Here is an 18,311-nt window from a genome sequence, read left to right on the forward strand (position 1 = left end):
TACTTATTTCCGAGATATTTTCTTGACATATATTTCCAGATGAAAATAATTGGCGTCCATGAACTGCGCTCCCTCCCTCCCTGGTCCGCCCTCGTTCGGCTTGCTGCTGCGGCAGGTGCGCGACGGGCTGATGCGCCGCCTGGACGCCTCCATGACCGAACTCCAGCTAGGCCTGGGCTTCAGCCACTACATCGGCATGAAGGCGCTGGCGTACATGTCGCCCTGCACCGCCAACGAGTTGGCCCAGGCCATCGACCAGAACCCCAGCGCGGTCACCCGCCTGCTGGACAAGTTCCAGGACCTGGGCTGGGTACGCCGTGAACCACATGCGCAGGACCGCCGTGCCCTGCAGATCGTGCTGACCGACGAGGGCCGCGCGCTGTGGCAGCAGCTCAAGCAGCGCGGCGACGAGGCCATCGCCAGCGCGCTGCGCGACCTCTCGGCCGACGAGCGCGAACACCTCACATCGTTGTTGACCCGCGTCCGCGACTCCCTCAATTCGCCATGACTCCGCTTATGAACCTCTCCGCTTCGTCCCATCGCCTGCGCCCGTTCGCGGCCGCGGCACTCACCCTGGCGCTGGCCGCCTGCGCCAGCAGCCGTGGCCTGGAACCGCAGGGCCGCCGGCTCGATGCCGACCGGCAATTGCAGGCCGGCAAGAACCTGGCCGCCGACCAGCTGGCGCCGGCCGCCTGGCCGCAGCAGGACTGGTGGAAGGCGCTGGGCGACCCGCAGCTCGACGCGCTGATCGCCGAGGCGCTGCAGGGCACGCCGAACCTGGAGGCGGCCGACGCGCGGCTGCGCCTGGCGCAGGCGCAGGCCGGCGCGGCCAATGCCGACCGCGGCGCCAAGCTGTCGCTGTCGGCCGGCTATACCGGCCTGCAACTGCCCAAGGGACTGGCCGGCGACGAGATCGGCGGCAAGTACATCCACAACGAGCAGGCGCTGCTGGACTTCAGCTACGGCTTCGACCTGTGGGGCGGCAAGCGCGCGGCCTGGGAAGCGGCGGTGGACCAGGCGCATGCGGCGCAGGTGGATGCGCAGGCCGCGCGCCTGGACCTGTCGGCCGGCGTGGCCCGCGCCTATGCGCAGCTCGGCTACGCCTGGCGCCTGTACGACCTGGCCGGCGAAGAGCTGGCGCGCTCGGACAACAGCCTGAAGCTGGTGCGGCAGCGGGTCGGCGCCGGCATCGACAGCAACCTGCAGCTGCGCCAGGCCGAGGCGCGGGTGCCGGCCGCGCGCCAGCAGCAGCAGGCGGCGCAGCAGCAGATCGACGAGGCGCGTACCGCGCTGGCGGCGCTGCTCGGCCGCGGCCCGGATCGCGGGCTTGAGATCGAGCGCCCGCGGCCGCTCGACCCGGTGGCGGTGCAATTGCCGTCGGTGCTGCCCAGCGATCTGCTCGGGCGCCGCCCGGACGTGGTCGCCGCGCGCTGGCGGGTCGAGGCGGCGTCGCAGAGCATCGGCGCGGCCAAGGCGCAGTTCTATCCGAGCATCAACCTGCTCGCGCTCGGCGGCGTCGCCGCGACCAATCCCGCCGACCTGTTCAAGGGCGACGCACTGCTCGGCGTGTTCGCGCCCAGCGTGAGCTTGCCGCTGTTCGACAGCGGTCGCCTGCGCAGCCAGCTGGCCGAGCGCGATGCGCAATACGACCTGGCGGTGGCCACCTACAACCAGGCGCTGGTGGCGGCGCTGCGCGAGGTCGCCGATCAGGTCAACGCAGCGCGTTCGCTGGCCCAGCAGGCGCAACAGCAGGCGCAGGCGGTGGGCACCGCGCAGGCCGCCTTCGACCTGGCGCAGCAGCGCTACCGCGCCGGCATCGGCAACTACCTGGACGTGCTGAGCGTGCAGCAGCAGTTGCTCGAGGCGCAGCAGCGCCTGGCCTCGCTGCAGTCCAACCAGATCCTGGTGTCGGTGCGCCTGAACCAGGCGCTGGGCGGCGGCTACGAAGCCACCTCCGCCGCCGACGCGCCGTCGACCTCCTCCGCTTCCACGCATTCCTGAGACCGCTGCAATGAATCAGACAACGACTCCCGATTCCTCCGCTCCCGCCCCGAGCCGGCGCGGCATGCTGCTGCGCGGCCTGGCCGTGCTGGTGGTGCTGGTGCTGATCGCGCTGGCGATCTGGTACTTCGTCTCCGGCCGCTGGCACGAAGACACCGACGACGCCTACGTGCAGGGCAACCTGGTGCAGATCACGCCGATGGTGGCCGGCACCGTGGTCAGCATCGGCGCCGACGACGGCATGCGCGTGGAGCGCGGCCAGTTGCTGGTCAAGCTCGATCCGGCCGACACCCAGGTCGCGCTGCAGCAGGCCGAGGCCAATCTGGCGCGCACCGTGCGCCAGGTGCGCGGCCTGTTCCGCAGCGTGCAAGGCGCGCAGGCCGAACTGTCGTCGCAGCAGGTGACCCTGCAGCGCGCCCGCGCCGACGTCGCCCGCCGCAGCAGCCTGGTCGCCACCGGCGCGATCTCCGCAGAGGAACTGGCGCATGCGCGCGACCAGCTGGCCGCCGCCGAGGCCGCGGTCAGCGGTTCGCGCGAGACGGTGGAGCGCAACCGCGCGCTGATCGACGACAACGGCGTGGCCCACCAGCCCGACGTGCAGGCCGCCGCCGCGCAGGTGCGCCAGGCGTTCCTCAACAATGCCCGCAGCGCGATCGTCGCGCCGGTGTCCGGCTACGTCGCGCGGCGCTCGGTGCAGGTCGGCCAGCGCGTGCAGCCCGGCACCGCGCTGATGGCGGTGGTGCCGCTGGAGCAGGTGTGGGTGGAAGCCAACTTCAAGGAAACCCAGCTCAAGCACATGCGCCTGGGCCAGCCGGTGGAACTGGAGTCGGACCTGTACGGCGGCGCGGTGCGCTACCAGGGCACGGTGCAGAGCCTGGGCCTGGGCACCGGTAGCGCGTTCTCGCTGCTGCCGGCGCAGAACGCCAGCGGCAACTGGATCAAGATCGTGCAGCGCGTGCCGGTGCGCATCGCCATCGATCCCAAGCAGCTGGCGCAGAATCCGCTGCGCATCGGCCTGTCGATGAAGGTGGACGTGAACCTGCACCAGCAGAACGGCGGCGTGCTGCCGACCAAGTTCGCCACCGGCACGCTGCTGGATACCGACGTCTACGCGCAGCAGCTGGGCCAGGCCGACGAGGCCATCGCGCAGATCATCCACGCCAACCTGCCCGACGCCGCCAAGGCGAACTGAGTCCGGCCATGTCCAACCAAGCTGCCACTCCTGCCGCGCCCGGCGCTCCGGGCGCACCGGCCGCCGCGTTCCGCCCGCCCAGCGTGGCGTTGTGCACGGTGGGCCTGGCGATGGCCTCGTTCATGCAGGTGCTCGATACCACCATCGCCAACGTCTCGTTGCCGACCATCGCCGGCAACCTCGGCGCCAGTTCGCAGCAGGCGACCTGGGTCATCACCTCGTTCGCGGTCAGCAATGCGATCGCGCTGCCGCTGACCGGTTTTTTGAGCCGGCGCTTCGGCGAGACCAAGCTGTTCGTGTGGGCCACGCTGTCCTTCACCATCGCCTCGCTGCTGTGCGGCCTGGCGCAGAGCATGGGCATGCTGGTGGTGTCGCGCGCGATCCAGGGCTTCGTGTGCGGGCCGATGTATCCGATCACGCAGAGCCTGCTGGTGTCGATCTACCCGCGCGAGAAACGCGGGCAGGCGCTGGCGCTGCTGGCGATGATCACCGTGGTCGCGCCGATCGCCGGCCCGATCCTGGGCGGCTGGATCACCGACAACTACAGCTGGGAATGGATCTTCCTGATCAACGTGCCGCTGGGCATCATCGCCGCGCTCGTGGTCGGCTCGCAGCTGCGCGGCCGTCCGGAACCGACCGAGCGCCCGCGCATGGACTACGTCGGCCTGATCACCCTGATCATCGGCGTCGGCTGCCTGCAGCTGGTGCTGGACCTGGGCAACGACGAGGACTGGTTCAGTTCGGACAAGATCGTGGTGCTGGCCGCGATCTCGGCGGTGGCGCTGGCGGTGTTCCTGATCTGGGAGCTGACCGACAAGGATCCGATCGTCAACCTGCGCCTGTTCCGCCACCGCAACTTCCGCGCCGGCACCATGGCGCTGATCGTGGCCTACGCCGCGTTCTTCAGCGTGTCGCTGCTGATCCCGCAGTGGCTGCAGCGCGACATGGGCTACACCGCGATCTGGGCCGGCCTGGCCACCGCGCCGATCGGCATCCTGCCGGTGCTGATGACCCCGTTCGTCGGCAAGTACGCCTCGCGCTTCGACCTGCGCATGCTCGCCAGCATCGCCTTCATCTTCATGGCGGCGACCAGCTTCATGCGTTCGGACTTCAACCTGCAGGTCGATTTCGCCCACGTGGCCGGGGTGCAGTTGCTGATGGGCGTGGGCGTGGCGCTGTTCTTCATGCCGGTGCTGCAGATCCTGCTGTCGGACCTGGACGGGCGCGAGATCGCCGCCGGTTCCGGCCTGGCCACGTTCCTGCGCACGCTGGGCGGCAGCTTCGCCGCCTCGCTGACCACCTACCTGTGGGCCAAGCGCACCCAACTGCACCACGCGCACCTGACCGAGCACATCTCCACGTACACGCCGGGGATGCAGGAGCAGGTGCAGGCGATGGGGCAGGGCGACCTGCAGACCGGTGCCGCCTTCCTCAACAACACCATCAACCACCAGGCCTCGCAGATGGGTTTCAACGACATCTTCTACCTGCTGGGCTGGACGTTCCTGGGCATCATCTTCTTCCTGTGGCTGGCCAAGCCGCCGTTCGCGGGCGGCGGCGGCGCGGCCGCGGCGGGCGGTCACTGAGTCCGGCGCGCCGGCAACGACGAAACCCCGCCGCGTGCGGGGTTTCGTTTGTGCGGCGGCGGCAGGCGCGCTTGCCGCCGCGGCGAGCGGCGGACCAGAATGCCGCTCCCTCGCAAGCATCGGCAGGTTCGGACATGCAGCGTTTTCTGCGCGCCTTGTGGTCCCGCTCGGATTCCTCGCGGCCGCGCCGCGGCGCTGCACGCGCCCGGCAGTGTGCAGCGCTGCTGCTGTGCCTCGGCGCCCTCGGCGTCGGCAGCGCGCAGGCCGAGCCGAACGTGGCGGCGATCACCCCGACCGACCGCCTGCACGAAGCCTGGTGGGCGCAGCGCCACCAGCAGGTGCTGGAGCAGGCGCGCGCGCATCCGGACACGCCGCTGCTGCTGATCGGCGACTCGATCACCCACAACTACGACAAGGCCAATGCGCCGGACGAGGATTTCCAGCCGACCTGGCAAACCTTCTACGGCAGCCGCGGCGCGCTGAACCTGGGTTTCAGCGGCGATGCCACCGAACATGTGCTGTGGCGGCTGCAGCACGGCGAAGTGGATGGCCTGCAGCCCAAGGTCGCGATGCTGCTGATCGGCACCAACAACACCGGCCACGAGCGGCACAGCGCCGCAGACACCGTGCTCGGCATCGACGCGGTGGTGGCGACCCTGGAACAGCGCCTGCCGAAGACGCGGATCCTGCTGCTCGGCCTGCTGCCCAGCGCCGGATCGGCGCAGAAGAGCGCGCGCGACGCCGAGGTCAACCGCGCGCTGGCGGTGCGCTACGGCGACAATCCGCGCGTCGCCTATCTCGACATCGGCGCGGCGTTCCGCAAGGACGGCGCGCTCGACCAGAGCCTGTTCTACGATCCGCGGCTGCATCCGCCGGGCGACGCCCTGCACCCGGACACGCGCGGCCAGCGGCGCATGGCCGAGGCGATCGAGCCGACCCTGGCGCGCCTGCTCGGCGAGCCGCCGCGGGTGCCGCTGGCGGCGATGACCGAGGTCAATCCCGCGCTCGTGCCGGTGCCGTGGCTGGAGCAGGATTCCTACGACTGGTACGCGCGCCACCACGCGGCGCTGGAGGCGGCGCGCGGGTTGCGGCCCGACGTGGTGATGCTCGGCGACTCGATCACCCACTTCTGGGGCGGGCCGCCGCAGGCCACCCGGGTCGGCGGCGCGCAGGCCTGGCAGCGCACCTTCGGCGCGGCCAGGGTGCTGAACCTGGGCTTCGGCTGGGATCGCACCCAGAACGTGCTGTGGCGGCTGCGGCAGGGCGAAGTGGACGGGTTGGCGCCGCGCTGGGTGGTGATCAACATCGGTACCAACAACCTGACCGGCACCGACCATGCGCGGGCCAGCACGCCGCAGGAAGCGGCCGACGGCGTGGCCGCGGTGGTCGCCGAGGTGCGCCAGCGGCTGCCGCGCAGCAAGATCGTGCTGATGGGCATCCTGCCGCGCGGTTTCGCCGCCGACGCGCCGCTGCGCGCCCCGATCGCGCAGACCAACCGCCTGCTGGCCGCGCGTTTCGGCCACGATCCGGCGGTGCGCTGGCTGGACATCGGCGCGCGCTTCCTGCAACCCGACGGGCGCCTGCCGCAGGCGCTGATGCCCGACAGCACCCATCCCAGCGAGGACGGTTACCGGATCTGGGGCGAGGCGCTGCGCGAGATCGGCGTCGGCGGTTGAAACGCGCTGCCAGGAAGCCCCTGTAGGAGCGGCTTCAGCCGCGACAGGAACTTACCGAAGGTGCCTGTCGCGGCTGAAGCGGCTCCTACAGGGGAGGCACGCTGGCGGACGCGGCGGCGCGCTCAGCCCTTGTCCGGCTTGAGCAGTTCCAGCACCGCTTCGCGGCGCCGCGCCGGCAGGTTGCGGTAGCGGGTCAGCAGCGCCTGTTCGTGCGTGTCGTGCGCCTGCAGCGCGTAATCGGCCGGCAGGTCGTGCAGGCGCGCGCCGCCCTGGCCGCAGATCAGTTCGTCCAGCGAGCGCTTGAGCACGCCGCGCAGGTTCGGCAACAGGCGGAAGCTCGGGGTCTCGCGATTGTTCTCCCACGCCGACACCGACGACTTGGTCACGCCCAGCGCGAAACCCAATTGCTCCTGGGTGAGCCCGGCGGCTTTCCTGGCTTCGCGCAAACGGTCGCCGAAGCTTTTCATCGCGGTGGGCCTTGCAGTTACGGGGCCTACCAAGATATGGAGCATCCGTAACCTTGTCGTACAGCCATGCTTGACTCTAGATGTTCGGAGATTCGATACTTTGGCGGTGCGGGCCGCGCTGACGCGTGAGGGCGCGCACAGCGGACACGGACGACCGAGGAGTGCATGGTATTTCGCCTAGTTTCCATTGCCGTTGCAGCGACGGCGCAGCGGCGCCCCGTGGCGTTCTTTCCCCGGGCAGGCCAGGCCGCGGCGAGCGAGCGGCGTGCGGCCGCCGCCGCGGCGGAGGGTGGGGCATGGCCACCTACGAAGTGAAGCTGCGGCGCGTGGCGCACCTGGAGCCGGCACTGTACGTCCTGGTCCACGCCGCCAACGCGTATCTGGCCGCGCGCGCGGCCGAGCGCCACAACCCGGGCTATCGGGCGTACATGGTCGCGGTGTGGGTGGACGGCGTGCGCGTGGACATCGGCGCGTTCCGCCCGCCGTATCGCTGAGCGCGCGGCGGCTGCGCCGTTGCGTGCGGGGCGGCGCCGTGCGGTGGCCGGGACGCGGCGACGTACGTTGCCGCGCTACGGTCGCGGAATCCTGCCTGGTTCGTTCGCCGCTGCCGATTGCGGCGGGCATCGCCTGCGCCGCAGGCAACAAAAAACCCGCCGAAGCGGGTTTTTCTTTACAACGCTTGCCGTATCGATGGTGCCCAGGAGAGGACTCGAACCTCCACGAAGTTGCCCCCGCTAGCACCTGAAGCTAGTGCGTCTACCAATTCCGCCACCTGGGCGATACAGGCGCGGAATTTTGCTGGCAGTGCCGGGGACTGTCAAGCAGGTTCTTGCAGGTCCGGCGCGGCGGCCACGCGACAGCGGCTGTAGTGCGCCGCATCGCTGCTGCAACTGGCCCACGCATGCCGGACGATCGGCGGCATGACGCTCCGGTCGCGACAACGCGACTTGGGTAGGGAATGCCGGCCGCATCGGCAACCGCCGAGGCGCCGTGCGGCATCGACACGTCAGCGCAGACACGCCATTTCCAGTGAAGCCCCGGGGCGGAGGTGTCCCTCCAGCAGAAAACCTCCATGCAGGCCTGCACGGAGTCGTGCGCCGGCCGCGCCGCTGCGCGAACCATCGCGGCACGCCAGCAAACGACAGGCAAAAAAAATCCCGCCGGAGCGGGTTTTTCTTTGCTGCTGTATCGAATGGTGCCCAGGAGAGGACTCGAACCTCCACGAAGTTGCCCCCGCTAGCACCTGAAGCTAGTGCGTCTACCAATTCCGCCACCTGGGCGATACAGGCCGAGAATTTTGTCGGTTGCGCGTGTCGCTGTCAAGCGGCGTTTTGCACGCGCGCTTCGGCGGTGCGTGCGCTGTGCCTGCGGCGCACGTACCGCCTGCCGGCGCATCAGCTGGCGGTGAAGCGCAGGCCCTGGTTGATCGCGCAGCGGTAGCCGAGCGTGGCGCCGTTCTGCTGGTAGCCGGGCAGGGCGAACACGGCCATGCTGAAGTCGATGCGGCTGTCCGGGTGCACCTGGTAGCGCAGGAACTGCTGGATCGGCTTGCCGTCGCGGCCCACGGTGAGGTGCTCGTCGGCGAAGGACAGGGTGCCGTCTTCGATCACCCGGTATGCGCCGATGCGCAGGCCGCCGCGGGTCTGGGTCGGGGTGGCGCCGCCGGCACTGGGCGTGCACTGGCTCAGGTCGATCGCGACCGCGACCGAGGCGCCGCTCTGCAGCGAGCGTTCGATCTCGGCGAGCGAATCGAGCCGCGTGGCGGCACCGGCGGAGTGGGCGAAAGCGAGCAGCGAGGCGGCGAGCAGCGACAGGGGCAGGGACTTCATGCGGAGCTCCGGAGCGTGGGGGAGGGGCGGTTCGCCGCACGCACGCTAGCCCTTTGCGCTGCGCGGTCAACCGACAAAATCGCGTTCTCCTGGCTGCGTCACAGCGCTTGTTCGAAGCAGGTCCGCTCGCCCCGGCGCAGGTTTCGCGTCGTGTCCGGATCCGCACGAAAGATGCGGTTTTCTGCCGAATGCGCCGTGCTCGCGCATGCCGGTGCCGCCCGGACGTTGCCGCTTGCGATCCGGCGCCGCGCTGCGTTGTGGGCGGCGCCGTCGCATGCCGCAGGTGGATGTGCGTCGCCTGGCGCGTCGGGCGATCGAGCCGGGGGGGTCCCGGAATGCGCATTGCGTCTGGCGGTGGCGCGCGCCGCCGGACCGCGCGTCGCGCGCCGGCATTGACAAGGGCGCGCGACGCCCGCAGAATTCGCGGCCTCCATCGCCCAGATGGCGGAATTGGTAGACGCACTAGCTTCAGGTGCTAGCGGGGGCAACTTCGTGGAGGTTCGAGTCCTCTTCTGGGCACCACATGCAACACGCGGGAGCGCTGAACTCCCGCAACGACCGGCCCGCTGACGCGGGCCTCGTCGTTTCTGGGCCGCTCTGCCGCCGGGTCTGGTCGCCGGTTTGCCTGCGTTGACGACCCAGCGAGTACCATGGGTGGATGACCAATAGAAAAACCAAGTCCGGCAAGCCCGGCAAATCCGCATCCCACGACACGCCCGCCAGCAAGGCCGGCGCCCCGGCGGCTCCGCCGCCGCCGAAGAAATCCAAGATGCCGTCGTGGATGCCCAGCCTCCCCAGTTTCCTGCGGCGTAGCCCCAAGCCGCCGTTGCAGCCGCTGCATCCGCCCGAGCCCGTGCCCGCACCGTCCTCGCGGAAGAAGCCGGCCGCCGCGGTGGCCGATCCGTTCGCCGCCCGCGAGGCCGAGCGCTATGCCGAGCCGATCGCCAGCCGCGAGGCGATCCTGCAGTTGCTGGACCGCTGCGACGGCCCGCAGACGCTCGAGGAACTGGCCGGGCAGCTCGGCCTGACCGAACCGTCGCGCATGGAGGCGTTGAGCAAGCGCCTGGGCGCGATGCTGCGCGAGGCGCAACTGGTGCAGAACCGCCGCGGCGGCTACGCGCCGGTGCAGCAGACCAACCTGATCCCCGGCGTGGTGATCGCCAATCCCGACGGCTTCGGTTTCCTGCGCCCGGACGAAGGCGGTGACGACCTGTTCCTGCCGCCCTACGAGATGCGTAAGGTGCTGCATGGCGACCGCGCGCTGGCCAACGTCACCGGCATCGACCGCCGCGGCCGCCGCGAAGGCAGCATCGCGCGCGTGCTCGAGCGCGGCCTGAGCCGGCTGATCGGCCGCTTCAGCATGGAGGGCGGCATCGCCTATGTGGTGCCGGACGACAAGCGCATCCAGCGCAACATCCAGATCCCGACCGATGCGATGGGCGAGGCCCGCGACGGCCAGCTGGTGGTGTGCGAACTCACCTCCACCCCGGACGGGCGGCGCCCGCCGATCGGCAAGATCATCGCGGTGCTCGGCGACAAGCTGACCCCATCGCTGGTGGTGGAAACCGCGATCCACGGCCGCGAGCTGCCGTACGAATTCCCGCAGGCGGTGCTCGACGAAGCCGCGGCGGTGCCGATGACGGTGGAGCCGGCCGCGATCAAGGGCCGCGTGGACCTGCGGCAGACCCCGCTGGTGACCATCGACGGCGCCGACGCCAAGGACTTCGACGACGCGGTGTTCTGCGAGCCGAACGCCGAAGGCTTCCGCCTGGTGGTCGCCATCGCCGACGTGTCGCACTACGTGCGTCCGGGCACGCCGCTGGACGTGGAGGCGATCCGCCGCGCGACCTCGGTGTATTTCCCCGGCTTCGTGGTGCCGATGCTGCCGGAGACGCTGTCCAACGGCATCTGCTCGCTCAATCCCAAGGTCGACCGCATGTGCTTCGTCTGCGACATGCAGATCGATCGCCAGGGCGAGGTGGCCGGCGCGCGCTTCTACGAGGCGGTGATGAATTCGCATGCGCGGCTCACCTACGACCAGGTGTGGCAGGCGGTGGGCGAGAAAGACGAGCAGGTGCGCAAGGACGTGGCCGCGGTGCTGCCGCAGATCGAGCGCCTGTACCAGCTGTTCCACGTGCTGGCCAAGGCGCGTTCGCGCCGCGGCGCGATCGAGTTCGAGACCTCGGAAGTGCGCTTCGTGCTCGACAACACCGGCGAGGTGACCCAGGCCGGGATGCTGGTGCGCAACGACGCGCACAAGCTGATCGAGGAATGCATGATCGCCGCCAACGTGGCCGCGGCGCGGCACCTGCTGGAGGCGCGCATCCCGGCGCCGTACCGCGTGCACGAGCGGCCGCCGGAGTCCAAGTACGCCGACCTGCTCGAGTTCCTCAAGGAATTCAAGCTGAGCCTGCCGCCATGGAGCAAGGTGGTGCCGGGCGACTACACCAAGCTGCTGAAGAAGGTGCGCGAGCGCCCCGACGCGGCCTTGCTGGAGTCGGTGCTGCTGCGCAGCCAGAGCATGGCGGTCTACTCGCCGGACAACGCCGGCCACTTCGGCCTGGCGCTGGAGGCGTACGCGCACTTCACCTCGCCGATCCGCCGTTATCCGGACCTGCTGGTGCACCGCGCGATCAAGTACGCGCTGACCCGCGGCGCGCCGGACAAGTACCTGTATTCGCCGCGCGAGATGGCGGCGCTGGCGCTGCAGTGCTCCGAGCGCGAGCGCCGTGCCGACGAGGCCGAGCGCGAGGTCGACGAGCGCTACCGTGCGGCGTGGATGGAGAAGCACGTCGGCGGCCAGTTCGACGGCGTGGTCAGCGGCGTCACCAGCTTCGGCCTGTTCGTGGAACTGGACCAGTCCAAGGTCAACGGCCTGATCCACGTGACCCAGTTGCCGCAGGACTATTACCAGTTCGACGCGGTGCGCAAGACCCTGTCCGGCGAGCGCCGCGGCATGCAGTTCCGCCTCGGCGACCGGGTCCGCATCCTGGTGCTCAAGGCCAGCATGGAAGAGCGCAAGATCGATTTCCGCCTGGTCGTGGAAGGCGAGCCGATGACCGACATGCCGCCGCCGCCGGAACGTGGGCAGCAGCAGCCGGCCAAGCGCAAGAAAAAGAAGTACTGACGGCGCGGCGTCGCGGCGGGCCGCCTGGCGCCCGCCGCGATCGCGCAAGTGGCGCGCGGCGGGCACACCGTTCGCGCGATGTGGTTCATGGTTGCGAACAGCAATGCATCTGAATCTACTCGTCCTGCAGGAAAGCGACGCGGCCGTTCTCCCGGAGGGCATGGGTATTCGTCGGTTGAGCCATCACATCACGCAGATGTTCATGGCGCTGCTGCCGACGGTGGAGATCAACGGCTCCAGCAAGATCGTGGTGTCACTGGGCCCGCGCGGCCAAGAAGATGCGTTCGATAACGTGTTGGGCGTGACCCATGTGTTTGTCGAAGTCTTTGATTTCGAACATTTTTTGTCGCTGGGCCGGCCCGGCCAGGACATCAGGCTATTGGAAGCACTGCGTGGCGCGCTGCTTGCAATTGCCACAAGCCGTGGCGGCAACGACGTGCTCGTCAAGCTCGTGGACTCCACCGCTGACGCGATCTTGAATGCTGGTTTGCAACTGCTGGTTCCGATCGGAAGGCTTGCAAAACGCAGTAAGGACGGCAAGCGGAACGTCACTGTGGTCAAGCTGTTGAACTCCGACGTTGGCGAAGCCTGGTATTGCGAAGTCGCGCGCCAAGGAAGCGCAAAGGTCGAACGGATCTGGATGCACGAAGTACCGGGATTCATCGACAGGCGCGATCTGTTTAAATCTGCGGAACTCGGCGAAGGGACGTATCGGGTCAAGAGCCGCTTGGGCAAGGTGGCATTCGAAACGCAGCTCCACGATCGCGGCGGCGCAGAATAGGTCGCCCCTGCGGCGAGGAGACTTGTCCTGAGCAAGGTGCGCGCAGCCCACTGCCCGTATCGCGGTGTTCTGGTAAAACACGCTGGGCCGAACGGCTGCCAGGACCGCAACCAAGGAGCATGCATGAATCACGACCAGTACAGTGGCGGTTGCCAGTGCGGTGCGGTGCGCTTCCGGGTGCGCGGCCGGCTCGACGACGCCTCGATCTGCCATTGCCGGATGTGCCAGAAGGCATTCGGTGCCTATTACGCGCCGTTGGTCTCCACGCGCGGTGCGGACCTGGTGTGGACGCGTGGCGCGCTGAAGCATTTCCACTCTTCCAACCTGGTGCGGCGCGGTTTCTGCGCCGACTGCGGCACGCCGCTGACCTACGAAGCGCCGGACGGCATCGCGGTGGCCGCCGGTGCGTTCGACGACCCGGCGGCGCTGCCGCCGCGGATCCAGTACGGGCTGGAAGGCAAGCTGCCGTTCGTGGATGGCCTGCACCGGTTGCCGTCGATCCGCACCGAGGCCGATCTGGACGCGGCGCCGTTCCTGGCGCAGGTGGTGTCGCACCAGCATCCGGACCACGACACCGAGCGTTGGCCGGGCTGAGCGTGATGTCGCAGGAGCGCGGCGGATGCCGGTCCAGGGCCTGCCCGCCGCGGTTTCCGCCGAAGACATGGGTGGCACGGGGCAGTGCCGCCGCGTCGGCGTTCGGGCGTGCCGCGGTGTCGTCGCGGTCGCGGCAGGCGGCTTCGGGCGTGCCGGGCAAGCGGGAGTCCCGTGCGCGCCCGGCTGCCCGTCGCCGCGGCGCGGCTGCTGTGCCGTCGGGTCCTGTCGCCCTGCTGCGCAGGGCGCAGATGCCCGGTCGGCGCGGTCATGCACCGCAGGCGATGTGACGTGGGCGCCGGCAACGCCTACCATTCCCGCTTTCCTTCCTCGCAGTCCCCGCCTCATGAGCAAGCAGAACCAGTGGATCGTCGGCGTCAACGCCGTGGCCTCGTCGATCGAGAACGATGCCGACAACGTGCGCGAAGTGCTGATCGAGGCGGGCAGCAAGAATCCGCGGCTGGTGGAGATCGAGGAGAACGCGCGGCGCAAGGGCATCGAGGTGCGGCGGGTCAACACCCAGGCGCTGGACGGCGTCGGCGGCTCGGTGCGGCATCAGGGCGTGGCCGCGCGCTATGCGGCGGCGCGTACCTGGGGCGAGAACGAACTGGAAGGCCTGGTCGCCGCCGCCGAGGGCCGCGCGCTGCTGCTGGTGCTCGACGGCGTGCAGGATCCGCACAACCTCGGCGCCTGCCTGCGCAGTGCGGCCGCGGCCGGTGCGACCGCGGTGGTGATCCCGAAGGACAAGTCGGCGCCGGTCAACGCCACCGTGCGCAAGACCTCGGCCGGCGCCGCCGACCGCATTCCGATCGTGGCGGTGACCAACCTGGCGCGCTGCCTGCGCGACCTGCAGAAGCAGGGCGTGTGGATCTACGGCCTGGTCGGCGAGGCCGAGACCTCGCTGTACGCGCAGGACTTGCGCGGCAACGTGGCGCTGGTGCTGGGCGGCGAATCCGACGGCCTGCGCCGCTTGACCCGCGAGCACTGCGACGGCCTGGTCAAGATTCCGATGCCGGGCGACATCGAGAGCCTCAACGTGTCGGTGGCCACCGGCGTGACCCTGTTCGAGGCGGTGCGGCAGCGCATGGGGTGAGGCGCCGTCCACGCGCGTCGCGTCGTGGAGGGTTTTGCTGCACGCAACGCATGCGCCGGTCTGGTGCATTCGTAGGAGGGGCTTCAGCTCCGACCTGACCAAAGTCGTTCGACTCACCACTTCGCTCGTCGCGACTGAAGTCGCTCCCACAGTGGGCGCCGCATGCTTGGCCGGATGCGCTTTGGAGGGGCTTCGGTATCCGAAGGCCGAAGGCCCGCCACGCTGCCTGTCGCGGCTGAAGCCGCTCCTACGGGAGTTTGTGCGGGGACGGCGGAGGTGCCGGCTGGGTGCACTGTAGGAGGAGCTTCAGCCCCGACTGCATGATGGCGGAAGGTCGGGGCTGCGTCCGGCGGATGACACAAGGCCACTCGAAGCCGTTCCTGGAGGGATTGCGGCGAGCCGGCTGGGTGCACTGTAGGAGGAGCTTCAGCCCCGACCGGGCCCGTGCGGGCCGACCTTCGGTCTGGTCCATGGCCCCAAGCCGCCTGGAGCCGTTCGCGGCGATGTTCCGCTTCAGCGCTGGTCGATTGCTGCGCTCGTCGCCGCCAAGGCCGTCGTCGCCGTTGCACCTGCATCGGATGCCGTCGCACCGCTGCCGCCCAGTGCCTGGTACAGGGTGACGTCGTTGTTGAGCTGGTCGAGCCTGGCCTGGGCCAGGGTCAGTTCCGCGCTGCGCCGGGTCTGCTGCGCGTCCAGCCAGGTGCGCAGGTCGGTGGCGCCGCTGCGGTAGCGCACTTCGTACATGCGCTCCACGTCGCGCGCGGCGTCGAAGGACTTCTGCGCCGAGGCCACCTGCGTTTCCAACTGGGTGCGCGCCGATAAGGCGTTGTCGACGTCGCCCAGGGCGGTGTACAGCGTGGTGCGGAAGGTGCTGGCGGCGATCTCGTAGCTGGTGCCGGTGATGCGGGTATTGAGCTGGGCCTGGTGCAGGTTGAGGAACGGCAGGGTCAGTCCGGCGCCGAGCGTGGCCAGCGGATTCTTCAGCACGTTCGCCAGCGTGGCGCTGCTGCCGTCGAGCGAGCCGGTCAGGCTCAGGGTCGGGTAATAGCTGGTCGCGGTGACCTTGATGTCGGCCAGTGCGCTGCGCAGCCGCAGTTCGGCCGCGCGCAGGTCCGGGCGGCGCGCCAGCAGTTGCGCCGGCAGGCCCGGCGCCAGCGGCGGGCGCGCGAACGCGTCCAGATTCTGCGGTTCCTCGGCCTGCGGCCAGGGCTGTCCGTCCAGCAGCACGGTCAGCTTGTTGCGGGCTTCCACGCGCTCTTGCAGCAGTTTGCTCTGCTCGGTGCGCTGGCTTTCCAGGTTCTGCTCGGCCTCGCGCACTTCCAGCCGCGACACGTCGCCCGCCTGGAACTGCACCTGCACCAGTTGCAGGGTCTTGGCCAGGCGCGCGAGATTCTCCTCGCCGGCGGCGATGCTCTGGTTGAGATAGCCGAGTTGCCAGTATTGGTCGCAGACCTCGCCGACCAGGGCCAGCGCGGTGTTCTCGCGGTCCTCGTCGGTGGCCTCGGCTTCCCAGCGGTCGGCGTCGCGCTGCGCGCGCAGCTTGCCCCACAGGTCGATCTCCCAGCTCAGCGACACGCTGGCGGCATTGCTGCGGGAGACGTCGTCGTGATGGTCGGTGGCGCGGCTGCCGGAGGCACTGACGCTGCCGCTGGCGCTGGGCCACAGCTCGGTCTCGCTCAGGCCGGCCTGCAGCCGCGCCTTGCGCAGGCGCAACCCGGCCGTGGCCAGGTCGGCGTTGACCGCCAACGCACGCGCCACCAGCCGGTCCAGGCGCGGATCGCCAAAGCCCTGCCACCAGGCGTCGGCGGCGATGTCGTGGGCGGGGTAGGTGGCCTGCAGCGCCAGCGGCTGGCGCGCGTCGCCCGCCGTGTCTGCACCGGCGGCGTACCGCTGCGGCACGGCGATCGGCGAGGCGCGGTACTGGCCGGTGCTGACGCAGCCGGACAGCGTGGCGAGCAGGGCCAGCGGCAACAGCGCCGGGCGCATGGAGGAGAGCATGTTCATTCGCGGGCCAAGGCCTCCACGGGATCGAGTTGCGCGGCGTTGCGCGCGGGCAGGAAGCCGAACACCACGCCGATCAGGCTGGAGCAGGCGAAGGCGGCGACGATCGAGCCGGTCGAGAAGATCATGCTGAAGCTGCCGCCGGCCGCGGCGAACACCCGGCCCAGCGCCAGCGCCAGGCCGACCCCGAGCAGGCCGCCGAGCAGGCACACCAGCACCGCCTCGATCAGGAACTGCTGCATGATGTCGCTCTGCCGCGCGCCGACCGCCATGCGCACGCCGATCTCGCGGGTGCGCTCGGTCACCGACACCAGCATGATGTTCATCACCCCGATGCCGCCCACCACCAGCGCGATGGCGGCGATCGCGCCGATCATCAGGGTCAGCGTCTGCGTGGTCTTCTCGATGGTCTCGCGGATCTCGGCGCTGTTGCTGAGGAAGAAATCCTCGCTGCCGTGGCGCAGCTTCAGCAGCCGCGTCAGCGCCTGCTCGGCCGCATCCATCGGGGTGGCGTCGGACACGCGCACGGTGATGCTGGACACGTAGCTCTGGCCGAGCATGCGCGACATCGCGGTGGTATAGGGCACCCAGACGCTCAGCGTGGAACTGCTGCCGAAGCCGGTGGTCTGCTTCTGCGCCACGCCGACCACGCGCACCGGCACGTTGCCGAGCAGGATCACCTGGCCGATCGGGCTGCGCGGCGATTTGCCGAAGAACTGCGCGCGGGTGTTCTGGTCGATCACTGCCACCTGCTCGATGCCCGACACCGCCTCGGCGCCGAAGAACGCGCCTTCGGCCAGCTTCAGACCCTTGACCCGGAAGTACTGCTCGCCGACGCCGCTGACCTGGGCGGTGGACGACTGGTTGCCGTAGCGCGCGGTGACCGAGGTGGAGACGTTGGGCGTGGCGCTGTCCACGTAGCTCTGCTGCGCCAGCGCGGTGGCGTCGCGCGCCTTGAGCGTCTGCACCCGGCCCGAGCGCATGTCGCCGAAGCCGCTGCCCGGATAGACCTCGATGGTGTTGGTGCCGAGCGCGGAGATGTTGGACAGGATCTGCTGCTGCGAACCGTTGCCCAGCGCCACCACCGAGACCACCGAGGCGATGCCGATGATGATCCCGAGCATGGTCAGGAAGGTGCGCAGGCGGTGCGCGTTCATCGCCAGCAGCGCCATCCGGAACGCTTCGGTGAACCGGTCGCGCAGCGCCTGGAAGCGGCTGCCGCCGGCCGCGGCCGGCTCTAGGCGGCGCGCGGCGCGGTGCGCGTCGATCGCCGGGTTGGCGCGGTCGGCGATGATCGCGCCGTCGCGGATCTCGATGATGCGCTGCGCGTGCTGCGCCACCGACATGTCGTGGGTGACGACGATGATGGTGTGGCCTTCGGCATGCAGCTCGCCGAGGATCGCCATCACTTCCTCGCCCGAACGTGTGTCCAGCGCGCCGGTGGGTTCGTCGGCCAGGATCACCTGGCCGCCGTTCATCAGCGCGCGCGCGATCGAGACGCGCTGCTGCTGGCCGCCGGAGAGCTTGCCCGGGGTATGCCCGGCGCGGTCGCTGAGCCCGAGCCGGCGCAGCAGCTCGGCCGAGCGCGCGCTGCGCGCCGCCGCAGGCATGCCGGCATACACCGCGGGCACTTCGATGTTGCCGCTGGCGTCGAGGTCGCCGAGCAGGTGGTAGCGCTGGAAGATGAAGCCGAAGTGCTCGCGGCGCAGCTGCGCCAGCTCGTCCGGCTGCATCGCGCCGGTGGCGCGGCCGGCCACGCGGTAGCTGCCGGCGGTGGGCCGGTCCAGGCAGCCGAGGATGTTCATCAGGGTGGACTTGCCGGAACCGGACTGGCCGACGATGGCCACCATCTCGCCGGCGGCGATATCCAGGTTGACGTCGCGCAGGACCACCAGGGTCTCGTCGCCGGCGGGGAATTCGCGGCGCAGGTCGCGCAGCTGCAGCAGTGCTTCGCTCATGGCCGGCGC

General features: G+C 69.7%; 14 protein-coding genes and 3 tRNA genes. 11 read left to right on the top strand and 6 right to left on the bottom strand.

Going from position 1 to position 18,311, the window contains the following annotated elements; genetic code table 11:
- Positions 1-58: 58 nt before the first annotated feature.
- The 5 genes from JR064_RS13375 (at position 59) to JR064_RS13395 (ending at position 6,455) form a co-directional block, all read left to right on the top strand.
- The gene (locus JR064_RS13375) at positions 59-508 is read left to right on the top strand and encodes a MarR family winged helix-turn-helix transcriptional regulator (protein WP_206230027.1); all 450 of its coding nucleotides are present in this window, start codon (positions 59-61) and stop codon (positions 506-508) included.
- An 8-nt stretch (positions 509-516) separates the two neighbouring features.
- Complete coding sequence (locus tag JR064_RS13380; protein WP_206230028.1) at positions 517-2,001, top strand: efflux transporter outer membrane subunit; 1,485 nt, start codon at positions 517-519, stop codon at positions 1,999-2,001.
- 10 nt (positions 2,002-2,011) lie between these two features.
- A complete protein-coding gene (locus tag JR064_RS13385; RefSeq protein ID WP_179565827.1) occupies positions 2,012-3,193 on the top strand; it encodes an HlyD/EmrA/EmrK family protein in 1,182 nt (393 codons plus the stop codon).
- An 8-nt stretch (positions 3,194-3,201) separates the two neighbouring features.
- Positions 3,202-4,779, top strand: coding sequence for a DHA2 family efflux MFS transporter permease subunit (locus JR064_RS13390; RefSeq protein ID WP_179565825.1), 1,578 nt, complete (start codon positions 3,202-3,204; stop codon positions 4,777-4,779).
- 134 nt (positions 4,780-4,913) lie between these two features.
- Positions 4,914-6,455: a GDSL-type esterase/lipase family protein gene (locus JR064_RS13395; RefSeq protein WP_206230029.1), complete on the top strand. Its 1,542-nt coding sequence runs from the start codon at positions 4,914-4,916 to the stop codon at positions 6,453-6,455.
- A gap of 122 nt (positions 6,456-6,577) precedes the next feature.
- Here the strand turns inward: JR064_RS13395 and JR064_RS13400 are convergent, their stop codons facing one another.
- Positions 6,578-6,922, bottom strand: a complete 345-nt coding sequence (locus JR064_RS13400; protein WP_179565821.1) for a helix-turn-helix domain-containing protein — start codon at positions 6,920-6,922, stop codon at positions 6,578-6,580.
- 296 nt (positions 6,923-7,218) lie between these two features.
- Here JR064_RS13400 and JR064_RS13405 point away from each other — a divergent pair, with 296 nt between their 5' ends.
- Positions 7,219-7,416, top strand: a complete 198-nt coding sequence (locus JR064_RS13405) for a hypothetical protein (RefSeq protein ID WP_191825593.1) — start codon at positions 7,219-7,221, stop codon at positions 7,414-7,416.
- 197 nt (positions 7,417-7,613) lie between these two features.
- Here the strand turns inward: JR064_RS13405 and JR064_RS13410 are convergent.
- The 3 genes from JR064_RS13410 to JR064_RS13420 all read right to left on the bottom strand — a co-directional run bounded on the left by JR064_RS13410 (position 7,614) and on the right by JR064_RS13420 (position 8,751).
- Positions 7,614-7,700, bottom strand: a tRNA-Leu gene (locus JR064_RS13410).
- A gap of 415 nt (positions 7,701-8,115) precedes the next feature.
- A tRNA-Leu gene (locus JR064_RS13415) sits at positions 8,116-8,202 on the bottom strand.
- Between the two features lie 114 nt (positions 8,203-8,316).
- Positions 8,317-8,751 carry a VirK family protein gene (locus JR064_RS13420; protein WP_206230030.1) on the bottom strand — a complete coding sequence of 145 codons (435 nt, stop codon included), beginning with the start codon at positions 8,749-8,751 and terminating at the stop codon, positions 8,317-8,319.
- 435 nt (positions 8,752-9,186) lie between these two features.
- Between JR064_RS13420 and JR064_RS13425 the strand changes: the two genes are divergently transcribed.
- From JR064_RS13425 to rlmB, 5 genes are all read left to right on the top strand, one after another.
- Positions 9,187-9,273: transfer RNA gene (locus JR064_RS13425), tRNA-Leu, on the top strand.
- Between the two features lie 136 nt (positions 9,274-9,409).
- Positions 9,410-11,878: a ribonuclease R gene (rnr, locus tag JR064_RS13430; RefSeq protein WP_241093043.1), complete on the top strand. Its 2,469-nt coding sequence runs from the start codon at positions 9,410-9,412 to the stop codon at positions 11,876-11,878.
- Positions 11,879-11,981: 103 nt separating this feature from the next.
- Complete coding sequence (locus tag JR064_RS13435) at positions 11,982-12,659, top strand: hypothetical protein (protein WP_206230031.1); 678 nt, start codon at positions 11,982-11,984, stop codon at positions 12,657-12,659.
- Between the two features lie 123 nt (positions 12,660-12,782).
- On the top strand, positions 12,783-13,253 hold the full coding sequence (locus JR064_RS13440; RefSeq protein ID WP_206230032.1) for a GFA family protein: 471 nt from the start codon (positions 12,783-12,785) through the stop codon (positions 13,251-13,253).
- 343 nt (positions 13,254-13,596) lie between these two features.
- Positions 13,597-14,343: a 23S rRNA (guanosine(2251)-2'-O)-methyltransferase RlmB gene (gene rlmB, locus JR064_RS13445; protein WP_003467227.1), complete on the top strand. Its 747-nt coding sequence runs from the start codon at positions 13,597-13,599 to the stop codon at positions 14,341-14,343.
- Positions 14,344-14,856: 513 nt separating this feature from the next.
- Here rlmB and JR064_RS13450 read toward each other — a convergent pair.
- Together JR064_RS13450 and JR064_RS13455 are read right to left on the bottom strand one after the other, a co-directional pair.
- Entirely contained in the window at positions 14,857-16,341 is a 1,485-nt protein-coding gene (locus tag JR064_RS13450; RefSeq protein WP_241093044.1) for an efflux transporter outer membrane subunit, read from the bottom strand.
- Positions 16,342-16,343: 2 nt separating this feature from the next.
- Complete coding sequence (locus JR064_RS13455) at positions 16,344-18,302, bottom strand: MacB family efflux pump subunit (protein WP_206230034.1); 1,959 nt, start codon at positions 18,300-18,302, stop codon at positions 16,344-16,346.
- Between the last annotated feature and the right edge of the window lie 9 nt (positions 18,303-18,311).

Origin of the sequence: Xanthomonas bonasiae, from assembly GCF_017163705.1 — a bacterium.
GTDB lineage: Bacteria > Pseudomonadota > Gammaproteobacteria > Xanthomonadales > Xanthomonadaceae > Xanthomonas_A > Xanthomonas_A bonasiae.

What these genes read in the sequence shown, in the direction of transcription:
- JR064_RS13375 (WP_206230027.1), top strand. Translation starts at nt 59, where the DNA reads ATGAACTGCGCTCCCTCCCTCCCTGGTCCGCCCTCGTTCGGCTTGCTG.
- JR064_RS13380 (WP_206230028.1), top strand. Translation starts at nt 517, where the DNA reads ATGAACCTCTCCGCTTCGTCCCATCGCCTGCGCCCGTTCGCGGCCGCG.
- JR064_RS13385 (WP_179565827.1), top strand. Translation starts at nt 2,012, where the DNA reads ATGAATCAGACAACGACTCCCGATTCCTCCGCTCCCGCCCCGAGCCGG.
- JR064_RS13390 (WP_179565825.1), top strand. Translation starts at nt 3,202, where the DNA reads ATGTCCAACCAAGCTGCCACTCCTGCCGCGCCCGGCGCTCCGGGCGCA.
- JR064_RS13395 (WP_206230029.1), top strand. Translation starts at nt 4,914, where the DNA reads ATGCAGCGTTTTCTGCGCGCCTTGTGGTCCCGCTCGGATTCCTCGCGG.
- JR064_RS13400 (WP_179565821.1), bottom strand. Translation starts at nt 6,922, where the DNA reads ATGAAAAGCTTCGGCGACCGTTTGCGCGAAGCCAGGAAAGCCGCCGGG.
- JR064_RS13405 (WP_191825593.1), top strand. Translation starts at nt 7,219, where the DNA reads ATGGCCACCTACGAAGTGAAGCTGCGGCGCGTGGCGCACCTGGAGCCG.
- JR064_RS13420 (WP_206230030.1), bottom strand. Translation starts at nt 8,751, where the DNA reads ATGAAGTCCCTGCCCCTGTCGCTGCTCGCCGCCTCGCTGCTCGCTTTC.
- rnr (WP_241093043.1), top strand. Translation starts at nt 9,410, where the DNA reads ATGACCAATAGAAAAACCAAGTCCGGCAAGCCCGGCAAATCCGCATCC.
- JR064_RS13435 (WP_206230031.1), top strand. Translation starts at nt 11,982, where the DNA reads ATGCATCTGAATCTACTCGTCCTGCAGGAAAGCGACGCGGCCGTTCTC.
- JR064_RS13440 (WP_206230032.1), top strand. Translation starts at nt 12,783, where the DNA reads ATGAATCACGACCAGTACAGTGGCGGTTGCCAGTGCGGTGCGGTGCGC.
- rlmB (WP_003467227.1), top strand. Translation starts at nt 13,597, where the DNA reads ATGAGCAAGCAGAACCAGTGGATCGTCGGCGTCAACGCCGTGGCCTCG.
- JR064_RS13450 (WP_241093044.1), bottom strand. Translation starts at nt 16,341, where the DNA reads ATGCTCTCCTCCATGCGCCCGGCGCTGTTGCCGCTGGCCCTGCTCGCC.
- JR064_RS13455 (WP_206230034.1), bottom strand. Translation starts at nt 18,302, where the DNA reads ATGAGCGAAGCACTGCTGCAGCTGCGCGACCTGCGCCGCGAATTCCCC.